The following is a 12,241-nucleotide window of genomic DNA, read 5'->3' as shown; positions in this document are numbered from 1 at the left end:
CACCGCTCTGTGATGACGGACTCAGAAACGGACGCTACGGCATATCTGGATCGCCGGTGACGATCCAGTTGACGATCCGATCAACAATCCTGAACCCGCGTTTGTTCCATACACCGCTTTCTTCGGGGGCTGGTTTCTCTGGATCCCGCGGGACAGAGGAGCCGCGCCTCGAACGATCGTTGCTCTCAGCTGAGTCTAAATCGATATTCGCAACGCGGGCGACGAAACGCTCGGGGACGGTAAACCCATCCGGAGCCCCTGCACCACCCGCTCCCCGTGGGGGTTTCTCAGGATTGCGGTCGATTTTCCGGCTGGCTCTGGACATACCAGCCAAGAGGTGCTCCGTGGACTTAACTTGCCGTTGGCTGGAACCTCCATGACAAACAATTGCTGTTATCAATAATCAGTATGATCTTGGATAGAATCGGGGAGTTTGGGTTATTGCCATCCACATCTGAGCAATTATTCTTGTCTTCGCCACATCCTAGTGGTTTCCTATATTTTATGTCGACTCGCTATCTGTGAATTGCTCAAGGAATTTCTGGACGTGCTGGATATCGTGCTCTTCCATCGTAATGTCCGATATCCAGTCCGCATCAGCCGGTGATGACTCCAGCACGACTCTGCGTTCCCGATTTTGAATCGTCCGGACTATTTCCCGCCGGGACTGATACAACTCGACGAGTTCACGCTCTTTTGCGCGTGCGTAGAGCGAATCACCCAACGAAGTGAGCGCGTAGACCTTGGCGGTAACGTCGCCCCATTCTTCGAGTCGCTGGTCCCAGAGACCGTGTTCCCGACCGGCTTTGAGTCGCTTTTGAATCGTGCTGGAACTCATCAGCAGTTCCCTACGGAGGTCTGTGTGGCGCAAGAAGTCTTCTTCGCCGATCCGGACGATGATTTCGAGAGTCCCCTTCCGTTGTAGGAGATCAGCAACCTCGGCGCTGATTTCGTGAGTGGGTTCGTTCTCGGCCATTGTTTGAATCGAACATCTGTTTGCGAAGGTTTATGTGTGACGAAGGAATACGAACTCTTGTTCGAATCGAACGTACTACTGGAACGGTATTCTGCATCTTACGAACAACATACGAGATCCACAGATGACCGAGAACCCGGCTGCGGCCCAAGCGCTCGTCGTCCACGGTGAGAAGCTCTGCGAGCACGTCGAGCACCTCTGGGATCTCATGAAGCATCTCTCGATTCCGACCGACTACTTAGTCGATACCCGAGAACGGCACAAGGTCACGCACGAAACCGAGCCGATCACGCGGGCGTTTCTCTACCAGCACGTTCATGGACTCTCACAGAACCAACTCGCCAATCGCATGGAGGCCCGTCCGATTTTGGTGCATCGTTTCGGTCTCGAATGCGCTCCGACACAGCAGGCGCTTTCGGACGTCTGGGGCAAATTCGGGGAAGACACCCGCGAGATCATCGAGGCAGCGGGCATCGGACTCCGCCACACCGCCGTCGAGAACGACGTCATCGCCGAAGCACTCGTCCCGACCGAACCGCCCGAAGACGAGGACGATGAGGAAGACGAGGACGAAAAGGAGTACACCCGTCGGAAGGCGAAGAAGACGTTCAAACTCGCGCGGAAACATGCCTTCCCCGAGTTCGAGAGCGGGCGGACGCTCAACCGAGAGTACGACGACGAGCAGATCCTCGATATGGTCGCGCGGATCTGCGCGCATGAGGCGAGCGCCCACGAGGAGGGCGAACATGCCTACATCACCGATGACGACCAGACCGCCCACGGCTCGACCATCCTCCGCGTACTCAAGCTGTTCGGCACACCCGACGGCGAGGACGCCCAGCTCACGATCGACGAAATCCGCGACGATGATCGGATGCCAGACATCGAGCGGATCCGCGACGAACTCATGACGGCATTCGACAGCTCCGTCGAGAACGTCATCAACACGATTCGGGGCGACGATCCTTTCGACGACCGCAAGGTCACGGCGGCCATCGACACCACTCCCGAGAAGTTCACCGTCTTTCCCTGGAAGGACAAGGCCGCTGGCATCCCGAAGCCGAACTACCCGCGGATGGTCAGCGGCTACAAGAAGAGCGGCGAATACAAGCGCGGGTACAAGTACGCAACGATCACGCTTGTCGGCGATCTCGTTCCGATTCCGCTGGCGATCGAACCAGTCAAGGAGAACTCGAACTGGGAAGAGGACGACGCGCCCTCGTATTCGAAAGCTGAGCTGGTCGAACGCCTGCTGGACAAAGCGCTCCAGTTCGTGGATATTGACGAGGTGATGTTCGATCGGGGCTTCTACAGCAACGGCGTGTACGCGGCGGTCGCCGACCGTGGCCTGACGTACCTCTCGCCAGTGCCCAAGTACGAAGACGATTACGAGGTGATCAAGGACATCGAATCTCATCCCGAGGCGGATGCAGGAGTCAAGCACGACGTTCCCTTCGGCCGCGACGGCGAGGTCCACCACACCGCCGAGTTCCTCTACGTGCCCAGCTCAAGCGATGATGCCGACGGGAAGTACGCGGTGTTCGTCACGAATCGTGATCATGTCGAACCTGACGAGATCGAGGCGGTCTGCAACCGCTACAGTCGGCGCTGGGACATCGAAAACCAGTACAAGTCGATCAAGAAGTTCTTGCCGCGGACGTCCTCGACGGACTACCGCGTCCGGCTATGCAACTTCGTGCTGGCGACACTGTTCTACGTGTTATGGCGGCTGACCGACTATCTGATTAAGCGGGGGAAGGGCGTTGAGATTCGCTCGCCGCCGGAGATAACGGCCAAGACGTTCGTGCGGGCGCTGGGTGAGTTCCTCCGAACCGTCGACTAACACCGCTTGAGGTCGTTCGAGTTCGCGTACCTGAAGAGCGGCAGCACTGATTTTCGTCCCCGTATTTTCTCTCCGACGCGCCGAAAATAGTCAGTCTATATAAATATCCCGACGACGATTCGGCCGCTGTATTGATTTCATGGTAAAGAGTGTCGTAATTAGATTATAGCTTCGAGTTCTCGGTTGTAGCTCCCCGGCTTAGCGAAAATGAGCAACATACCACGTTTCTGGGATATAGCACCGTTACAAACGAATTTCGTAGGAATTAGATGAAACCCGAGAGGTTCTGGAGCGAGATTGGTGCAGCTACTTCTCGCTCGTCGAGAATTACCTAGCTCTCTGAAGATACTACGAGGAATTCGGCCCAGAATCCGAGTCCCGCGGCTTGTCGCAGGCGAACCGGACCGGGTGATCGTGCCCTCAGCCGCCTTGACGGAGAGAATGACCGACCGCCCGGACGAATGTCCTGGCGGTCACGACTGGCGGCGATCGGATCGCTCGATCCATCCCAACCTTCACCAGGTAGTCGGTGAGACGCCAGAGATTATACAGTAGCGCCGCGAACGTGAAACTGAACAGCCGCGTGCGGTAGTCCTTCGAGGAAGTCTTCGGCAGGAACGCTTTCAGCGATTTGTACTGATTTTCTATGTCCCATCGTCGGCTGTAACTATTCGTGACGTGAGTGATCTCGTCGGGATCGACGTGATCACGGTTGGTCACGAAGACCGCATAGTTGCCGTCGGCGTCCTCATCGGTCGCGGGAACGTACAATAGCTCGGCGGTGTGGTGGACATCGCCGTCGATCGCTAGCGGAACATCGTGCTTGACGGCTGCATCAACGCCTTCCTTGCTCTGGATTTCCTTGATCACGTCATAGTCGTCCTCGTACTTTGGTACTGGCGTCGTATAGATCAGGTCTCGGTCATGGACCTCGGCGTAGACGTCGCTGCTGTAGAACCCTCGATCCAGCAGTACCTCGTCGAGAGCGACGTACTGCTGGGCGCTGCCCAGCAGTCGAGCGACCACCTCGGCTTTCGAATCGGACGGTGCGTCGGCTGGTTCCCACTCCGAATGTTCCTTGACCGGCTCGATCCCCAAGATGATCGGGACATCGTTCCCGACGATCGTGATCGTCGCGAACGTGTAGCCGTATTTCACCTCACCATCATCGTAATACCCGCTGACCATCGGCGGATAGTCCGGCTTCGGGATCTTTTCGTCCTTGTCCACCCACGGCCAGACGTGGTAGGGAACGTGCGTGAAATCGATGGGTCGCGTCGCAGAATCCTTTAGAATCGGGACGATACCCGTCGGCAAGAAGCCGTAGCTGATACCTGAAAGGAAGGGGACTACTCTGGTGTTGAGATGAGAGAGTCCCCGATCCAAATCACACTCACCGTTCACTTGGTACTGTCCATTGATCTGACCGAACAGTATCCACTCGCTGCTGTTGCCGAAATACTCACCCAGCAGAGTATCGAATCCGCCCTCCTTGAGACACTCATCCAAAGCCTCAACGAGCATCTCGTTGAGGCGTACTGCGGCGATAAACACGCATACGGCAACGGTACCAAGCGATTCCAACGCTCCGCTACCTCCACTCGCTCGGCGGTTACCACCGCCGGCGAGCACCAATTCACTCTCGACTACGTCGAAGACACCGCTACTGACGACGAGAACCCCTCCCACTTCCGCCCTATCGAAGACCTCGTCGACTTCGATGGAAAGAAACGCTATCAACAGGATATCTCCGCTCACAGCGTCGATCTCGCCACCACGCTCTCCTACCGCGACGCTGCTTCTCACGGCGACGGCTTCGACAAGATGCCGTCGCCGGACACCATCCAGCGCCGCGTCGAAGAATACGGCGACGAACTCTCTGAGTTCGTTGCCGACCGTCTTCCCGGCACAGAAGCCGACACTGTCGTCCCTGACGGCACGAAGTGCTACAGTCAGGACGACGACCGCGACTACCACGACGTGCAGGTTACCCTCGCAGAAGACACCGCCGAGAACTCGCGGTCGTTGCTGGATGTCTCGGTCAACGCTGTGTGGGATGAGACAGCAGCCTCATTGGAGGCAATGGATGCGATCACTGACGACGCGAGAGTCGTCAGTGATGCTGAAAATCGTCTCGTCACAGCCTTTACCGACGGAACACGCAAACACCAACTCGATCTGTCTCACGTTCCACGAACACTCAGCTACAAGCTCTGGGACGACGGCGCACTCTCATTGGATGACCGCAGGGAGGTCACTTCGGAAGTTGCAGGTGAGCTGTTCCATCTCAAGAACTCCGTCGAGAAGCATCGTCCAGAAGAGGAACGTTCGGCGATCCGCGAGCGGATCGGCCGAACGGAAGAGCGAATAGAAAAGACGGCATGGCAGTTAGAGCAGCTATCCTCGCCGAAAGCAGCAGATTATCTCCGGAGTGGGTTGCCATCGATGGTGACGTTCGCCGAGGATGCACTCGACGGGTTCGAGGTGCCGTGGACCTCGAACCCTGTCGAACGGGCAATGGGTGAAGTCGCCAAACGGTGCAAACGTGACTGGATGCGGTGGACGGAAGACGGGTTAGAGGCGCTGCTTCAGCTGCGCCTCGTGAAGTACGCGAATCCAGGTTACTACCGCCAGTTCTTCGATGATCTCCTCCAACGATCAACTCACAAGAAGATACGCTGTACTGTTTCGGTCACAGTCACTGGAGGTGAAGTCTAAACGGTCTTGCGACGCGACCAATAACTTAAGCATACCGACCCCGAACCGAGTGAGTCCCAATATGTCTCGGCGAGAGATTCTAAGAGCCGTCTTCTTTACTATTTATATACTATTTACTCACCTACACACACACCTCACAACGAGTGAGCTAGTGGATTTGAGTGGGATGAATGAGTTCAAAATTGTATTTATAAGGATTTCTGATCAGGAAATACTTGCACTGTAGAACGGGTTCTGATTGGATTTAGGCGTCTATTTACGATCAGCGTTCTATCTATTATATACGGGTTCCGGTAAGAGGAGTGAAAACAAGAACTCACTCGGTGCGAGGTGTGTGTCTCCTCGGATACGATGGGATTGGGGAAACGTTGCTTTTCGCGAGTGGAGAGGGACTCGAGATGGATGTCGACACCACGATCTCCACGGCGAGAGCTATATGAGTAACTGGGATAGCGGGCCCTACCAAGTAGGGTGTTGGTGAGGACGAGCGCCGCTATGCTCGAATAGTGAGAGGTCGTCTCGAATTACCGTGGCGTCGCTGCGCCNGGGCCCTACCAAGTAGGGTGTTGGTGAGGACGAGCGCCGCTATGCTCGAATAGTGAGAGGTCGTCTCGAATTACCGTGGCGTCGCTGCGCCGCAGCGACGCAACACGTCATGCCCTTAGAAGGTTGGTGCGGTAGTGACTGTAGTGTCACTCAGTCCCACCACACCAACTGGATCGTTCGAGACCACGGGTTATGAACCTTCACTCGTCGAGGACCCGACGCTGGTCTGTGAGTGCGGGTCAGAGCGTGCGAACAAGCACGGAACCTACGGCAGGCACCCGCACGGGCACGTGCCCGTGCGAGTGCAACGGTATCGATGTCGTATCTGTGGAGGGACGTTCTCGCCAAGTTTGGCCTACATCGAGGACGAACACCAGTACCCCGACGAGGTCAGACGGCTGGTACGCGTTGTGAACGCGTTCACCAACGCGTCTCTGGAACGGCTTCAGGACATCTGTACCGTTCATTTCGGTGTTCGACCATCCGACGAGCAAATTCGTAACTGGATCACCGAAGATACGGGGGAGATCGTCCGCAACGATCTCCCCACGTATTCGGGCATCTACACGTATGACGAGCAGTATCTCCGCATCGATGGGAAGCGCGCATACCGGTTGTTGCTCTACGATGACCTCATGGGAGCACCCGTCGCCGAGCAAGTCGTCGACGGGTGCGCAAAGGCCACCGTTCGTGAATTCCTCACCACTGCTCTCGAAGACAAACCCATCTTCGTCGTGACCACGGATGGACGCTCGGATTATGCCGAGATCGTGGAAGACGATCTCGGCGCGTTCCACCACCGGTGTCACTACCATTTCCTGAAGAACGGCGAGAAGAAGCTCCGAGAGAAGGTGTTCCAGAGCGTTCGGTACTCCAACGCGGAGAAGCTTCACGCCGCGATTGTCTGGAGCGAGTTCAAGAGCGTGTTCGCTGCTTCGTCGTATACAGCGGCTCTCCAGCGGCTTGAGGCAGTGCTCGATAAAATCGAGCACCTGCCGCCAGCGGTCCGGACGTACGTCGAGGAGGTGATGGAGAACGTCGAGAAGTTCGTGGTCCATCTCCGGGATGAGTGGGTCCCGAGCACATCGAACAACGCCGAGCGCTACTTCAGCCACACGAAATCGACGCAGGTAAAGCGTCGATTTCGGACGCATGAGGGCGTCCAGTCGTTCCTCAAGACCCAAATGACCGTGCGGACTGTCAAACACGGCTACATCTCGCGGGAGGCATCGCTCGCGCGAATGCGCGAGCTCTTTCCAGACATCGAGATGGAGGCAGTGATCCCGCTCCTCACCGAGACAAAGAAGCGGTATCTGTGGAGCCGTGATCTTGAGGCAGGCTAATCGATAGGAAGAGGTACGCGAGCCGCTCCATGCGGAGCGGCTGCGCTATCGTGACGTGAATATACCCCCACGAAAATAATAGAAATGAATACAAACCACTTTACTCATCTATTGGATCGGTCAATAGTATCGTTCCCGGCCGCAACACGTATCAGCTAACTAGCTGTAACGGCCTTGTCTTCCCTCTCAACAACACCAGACTTGGTAGGGTCGNTAGTATCGTTCCCGGCCGCAACACGTATCAGCTAACTAGCTGTAACGGCCTTGTCTTCCCTCTCAACAACACCAGACTTGGTAGGGTCGGATAGCGAGAGCTGGTGTAGCGTCGGAGGGTGTACGAATATTGTCCGGTGTTGATGTTCACGAAACGAATCCGTCCGCAGTCTCTGTGCAAATCGGAACAACATGAACATGATATATGCCGTACACCGTCTCTTTCGAGACAACCATAGCGAGACTGCCAGACATGCACTGGAAGACGGGACACGGCGCGGGGTCGTTGTCGGCTTCGAGCACACCTGGACGGAAAAAGAGCACATCATGAGCAACACGCTTTTCGAGCTTCAATCGAAGGCGAAATATTGGTGCTTCCAGCCACGTCCGCAGCAATATTCGCACTTCGACTTCCAGGTGGAATCACTCGATGAGAAAATCGATACGTTCGCGAACGGATCCTGAGTTCGGTTTCTGAGTTCGTGTCTGTGATATCCACCCGCAGTTTGTTTGCTCTGGAGGGGTGAGAAGACCGATGAACTGGGTACAACGCGCTGTTGCAGCGGCCGACATCGTCTCGGCACAGCTCACCAAGGCAAACACGAGGTGCTTGCGACAGCCGCTTCAGTCGCTTCGGATCATCCGTGAAACGGCGACGGATGCGGTGATCACCGCCCATCTCGAGCAAGCACGCGAAGACGTTGCGAATGGCGATCGAGAAAGGTTCGAGCGCCATTGCGAGTACGCGGGGCAGCTCGCTCGCTGGCACGCTCCCCATCGATTGGAGGATGTCGAACGGCTGCTGGAGGCCCGTTCTGGCCGATGGCCGTGATCTAGCAAGCAATCGGTACAGTTGTTGGAAGTGGTCCGTCTAATCGCAACGAGCCGAAACTACTTATAGCTACAATCAACTACAATCAGTCACAAGCCATGCCCGTTCACCTCGACACGCACGATCCCAAGATCGACCTGACGCCGGGAACCACGAAATCAGACATCGTGGCGTTTCTCTACAACAACCCCGAGTANGATCCCAAGATCGACCTGACGCCGGGAACCACGAAATCAGACATCGTGGCGTTTCTCTACAACAACCCCGAGTACGGGTACAAACCCTCTGAACTCAGGGAACACCTTGATGTCCCTCACGGGACCGCGACGACCACTCTCAAGCGGCTTCATGAAGCGGGTTATATCGGGAAAACCGAAGATAGCTATTACCACGCGCTTGAACAGCGAGAGAGGCTCCGGCGCTACGTCGCTAGTCTTGACCAGTTAGATCGGATGTTCACTCAACCGACTGACAAGGGTCAGCCACCAGCTTCTGACACAGAGGGTGCTCCTCCGGAACGGATAGACGACGCGGAGATTGAGCGTGAACTCACAGAACTGGAAGACGAGCTTGAGGAATGACCAAGTTCTCTGCAGGGACGGTCGCGTGGGCGATCGATCCGACTGACGCGCACGACGAACGCCCAGTCATCATCCTCTCGCACGAAAAGCGCCCGTTCAGCTCCGTCGAGTGTACCGTCATGTGTCTGGGTACTGGTGCGAAGAACTACGATCACTATTCCCCTGAACTCGAAGACGACTACCTCTCGGGTGTTTCGTTCACCAATACAACGTATTTGATGCCATGGGCACTCTACACGATCCCACCGGGAGCAATCCAGACGGGCAAAGCGAGTGGTGAACTCACTGAGAAGGGCGAACGCTTCGTCAAAAAGGCGCTTATCAGCCTTTTCAGCGTTTGATGAAGGCAGATTCTGCGTGTGACCGCCAGCAGTTTGTCTGCCCCCAGAGGGGGTGAGATGCAGGTAAATTGCCTCCGGCACCCGTTCCGGACGCTCAAGCAGGTCCACGCAACGCTCGTTCATCGAACCATCACTGCGAATCTCGAGCAAGCGCGCGAACACGCTGCCAACGGCAATTTCGAAGGTTTCGAGCGCCACTGTGGCCACGCCGAACGACTCGCCGAGCGCCACGCCCCGAGTCGTGTCGACGACGTCGGCCGGATTGCGGCCGCGGGTCCCGATCAGTTCGGTGACGCGACCAACGCGAGCCAACCAGAAACTACCAGGAGGACTGCCAATGTCTGAAAGCGACTGTGACTTGCCCACTCGATCTGAAACCGGTGAACAGGTTGAGTGGAACGATCGCTTCGCCGAAAACATCCCGAGCTACCTAAGCGAGGAAGAAACCCAAGCACGGCTACGAACCGGGATCGAGCGTGGACTGAACGCGCTCTGGGAAGAGCACGGCCGACTCACTGATATCGAGATCGAGACTGAAGTCCACCGGAGCCGTCTCGAACCGCAGTGCAGCTACCTCGAAGTCGAGATTGAGGCTGTCTCGGTACGGTGGTCGCGGTAGCAGAGCGCGGTGCGAGAAGCAACGGTGCGGTTGGTGGCGGAACCTGCGGAAGCGGCGGTGTGGCAGAGCATCGGGGGCGGTTCGGCGGTATCGTGTTACCTTATGTAACGAGACAGGGGAAGGTGGGTCCCCATCCGTTACATAAGGCCCTAACTGCGGCGTTTGCATCTGTCCCGAACGTGACCGACCACACAGCACGGACAAGCGGCACCGAACTGCAAGCCACAAGCCACGAACTGCAACCTCCGAACCAAGAATCGCGACCGCCTCAGCATTTTATTTCCCTCAGAAGGGGTGCAGGGTCGAGAGAAACGATCATCGGCCCAATCGGAGACTCGAACAATGTCCACGGAATCCAAGCAGATGGCCGGCGAGGCACAGACTCAGAACAACGCGGAAATCGGCGGTAGCAGCGGTAGCGGCGGTAGCGGTGTCGACTACCCGACTGGGTGTGCGGCGATCAACAGCACTGGCCGGTGGCTCGATATGGAAGTCGAAGTCCTCGAACTGTGGGACTACAGTTCGGTGGACGCAATCGGCCAGGGCGGTCTGCTTGGCGATTCGTCGGGCTACATCCGATTCGTCACGTGGGCGTCGTCGGACCTCGATGAGCTCAAAGAGGGCCAGTCGTACGCGCTGGAAAGCGTCGTCACTGGTGAGTTCGACGGCAACTACACGGTCAAACTCAATTCGGAAACCGAGATCACGGAGATCTCCGGCCCGGCTGCCGAGCGCGATCACCTCGCTGCTGACGGCGATACTGCCGTGGCGCTGGGGACGATCGATTCGGCCGACAACTGGATCGACGTCAAGGCCGAAGTCGACCAGCTGTGGGAGCCCTCCACCGACAGCATCGCCCAAGCCGGGCTGCTCTCAAGCCGGTCGGGGTCGATCAAATTCGTCTCCTGGGTCACTTCAGATCTGCCCGAGCTCGAAGAGGGTGAAACGTACAGGCTCGAAAACGTCGTGACTGACGAGTATGAAGGACGGTACTCGGTGAAGCTCACTTCGGAAACCGAAATCGAGCAGCTGAACGGCGTGGTCGCGGTGACCAAGTGACGGTCAGGCTCTTCCACTACTCTCTTTTTTTGGTCTTCGACCACCCGCGCCTTCGGCGCGTCCTCCCCAGCCGACGGCCGGCGCGGCGCACCTCCGTGCGCCGACTTGGCCGTCCCTCGCGCGCGGACTGCGTCTCGGCGCAGTCACGCACGCGCCACCGCTACCGCACAAATTCCATCCTTAGCCTCTCTCGGCGTGTCCTTTATTTCGTTGTGGAGGAACAGACAAGCATGAACACTATCCACGAGATCACCGAGTTGACGTTGGCAGCTCGTCAGTCCCACCCACCAAAGGGAGAGAACTGAACAATGCCCTCGCAGAACGGACCGTCACCGCCAAAGCCCGGATCGGTTGAAGCAATCGTCCGCGAGTACGCACCGCCCGGCGAACCGTGGCCAACGCTTCCCGCCTTTCACTCTGAGTCAGACTGGGAGTTCAGCACCGTCCACCGCCGGACCCAGCCGGGACGCGAGGGCGAGACGCAGATCTGTCCGGCGACCGGCGAGGCAATCCCGCTCTCGGAACCCCACATCTGCGTTACGGCCCGTCGCGACGAGTGGCCCGACGCGCCGAGTCCGACAGCGGAGTTCAAGGAGTTCGTCTTTCGGACGCGAGACGAGCTTAGGCAGTGGTTTGAGGAGGACCAGGAAGCATGACCTCGACAGACGGGATTCCGCACCGAGGGGACTGGGAAGAGCATTATCCGACCGAGACGGCCTACGGGAGAACGTATCCCGCTCCCGCGGATTGGGTGTTCAGCGACTTCACGCAGGGCGGACTGTCCCTTTCGTGGAGACGCTACGAAGACATCGGCCACGACCACACCGACGATCACGACGTGGTCGAGGCACACGGGTTCAGCAAAGACGCCGGCACGCCTGACGAGAAAGCCATTCTCATGCCCGCTCTGAAGTACGAGTACGTCGAAACCGACAGCGGAATCGAGCGCCATCCGGTCGCCGATCCACCCGACCGAAAGCTGGCGATCGGCAGTGAGACGGTCTTGGAAGTGTACCAGCCGTTCGAGGAGCACGAGCTTCTTGCAGCGGTTGCAGCAATCCTCGAACGCCATTCGAACGACGAGGGCTACGACGAGATCGTTCGGGCGATGGAGCTGGTCGATCCGGAGAACGACCAGACGCTCGACGAGTGGCTCTGAGTAGCAAGATA

General features: G+C 57.3%; 13 protein-coding genes and 1 pseudogene. 11 read left to right on the top strand and 3 right to left on the bottom strand.

What is annotated here, in order from left to right; translation table 11 throughout:
- Positions 1–34: 34 nt before the first annotated feature.
- Positions 35–325, bottom strand: coding sequence for a hypothetical protein (locus C450_RS20655; RefSeq protein ID WP_080510269.1), 291 nt, complete (start codon positions 323–325; stop codon positions 35–37).
- Between the two features lie 177 nt (positions 326–502).
- Positions 503–976, bottom strand: coding sequence for a hypothetical protein (locus tag C450_RS05455; RefSeq protein WP_005041097.1), 474 nt, complete (start codon positions 974–976; stop codon positions 503–505).
- A gap of 124 nt (positions 977–1,100) precedes the next feature.
- Between C450_RS05455 and C450_RS05450 the strand changes: the two genes are divergently transcribed.
- Positions 1,101–2,819, top strand: coding sequence for a transposase (locus C450_RS05450; protein WP_005041092.1), 1,719 nt, complete (start codon positions 1,101–1,103; stop codon positions 2,817–2,819).
- A gap of 420 nt (positions 2,820–3,239) precedes the next feature.
- Here the strand turns inward: C450_RS05450 and C450_RS05445 are convergent.
- Positions 3,240–4,088, bottom strand: a pseudogene (locus C450_RS05445) (transposase); the annotation flags it as partial.
- Positions 4,089–4,184: 96 nt separating this feature from the next.
- On the opposite strand from C450_RS05445, the gene C450_RS05440 reads away from it, so the two are divergent.
- The 10 genes from C450_RS05440 (at position 4,185) to C450_RS05390 (ending at position 12,230) form a co-directional block, all read left to right on the top strand.
- Positions 4,185–5,537: an ISH6-like element ISHsa1 family transposase gene (locus C450_RS05440; protein WP_005041088.1), complete on the top strand. Its 1,353-nt coding sequence runs from the start codon at positions 4,185–4,187 to the stop codon at positions 5,535–5,537.
- Positions 5,538–6,433: 896 nt separating this feature from the next.
- Complete coding sequence (locus C450_RS05435) at positions 6,434–7,426, top strand: transposase (RefSeq protein ID WP_005041087.1); 993 nt, start codon at positions 6,434–6,436, stop codon at positions 7,424–7,426.
- Positions 7,427–8,174: 748 nt separating this feature from the next.
- Positions 8,175–8,471, top strand: coding sequence for a hypothetical protein (locus tag C450_RS05425; protein ID WP_005041085.1), 297 nt, complete (start codon positions 8,175–8,177; stop codon positions 8,469–8,471).
- Positions 8,472–8,569: 98 nt separating this feature from the next.
- A complete protein-coding gene (locus tag C450_RS05420) occupies positions 8,570–9,052 on the top strand; it encodes a MarR family transcriptional regulator (RefSeq protein WP_005041080.1) in 483 nt (160 codons plus the stop codon).
- Entirely contained in the window at positions 9,049–9,393 is a 345-nt protein-coding gene (locus C450_RS05415; RefSeq protein WP_005041078.1) for a hypothetical protein, read from the top strand. Before C450_RS05420 ends, C450_RS05415 begins: the two co-directional genes overlap by 4 nt.
- Before the next feature lie 57 nt (positions 9,394–9,450).
- Complete coding sequence (locus C450_RS05410) at positions 9,451–9,738, top strand: hypothetical protein (RefSeq protein WP_005041076.1); 288 nt, start codon at positions 9,451–9,453, stop codon at positions 9,736–9,738.
- Positions 9,731–10,012, top strand: a complete 282-nt coding sequence (locus C450_RS05405; RefSeq protein WP_005041074.1) for a hypothetical protein — start codon at positions 9,731–9,733, stop codon at positions 10,010–10,012. The genes C450_RS05410 and C450_RS05405 overlap by 8 nt, the downstream gene beginning before the upstream one ends.
- Before the next feature lie 342 nt (positions 10,013–10,354).
- Positions 10,355–11,071, top strand: coding sequence for a replication factor A (locus tag C450_RS05400; protein WP_049909873.1), 717 nt, complete (start codon positions 10,355–10,357; stop codon positions 11,069–11,071).
- Positions 11,072–11,379: 308 nt separating this feature from the next.
- Positions 11,380–11,727 carry a hypothetical protein gene (locus C450_RS05395; protein WP_005041070.1) on the top strand — a complete coding sequence of 116 codons (348 nt, stop codon included), beginning with the start codon at positions 11,380–11,382 and terminating at the stop codon, positions 11,725–11,727.
- A complete protein-coding gene (locus C450_RS05390) occupies positions 11,724–12,230 on the top strand; it encodes a hypothetical protein (RefSeq protein WP_005041068.1) in 507 nt (168 codons plus the stop codon). Before C450_RS05395 ends, C450_RS05390 begins: the two co-directional genes overlap by 4 nt.
- Positions 12,231–12,241 lie beyond the last annotated feature (11 nt).

The organism is Halococcus salifodinae DSM 8989 (assembly GCF_000336935.1).
In the GTDB taxonomy this organism is placed as follows: domain Archaea; phylum Halobacteriota; class Halobacteria; order Halobacteriales; family Halococcaceae; genus Halococcus; species Halococcus salifodinae.
The sequence above is the reverse complement of the archived record's forward strand: the minus strand, read 5'-3'. Positions and strand labels throughout refer to the sequence as shown.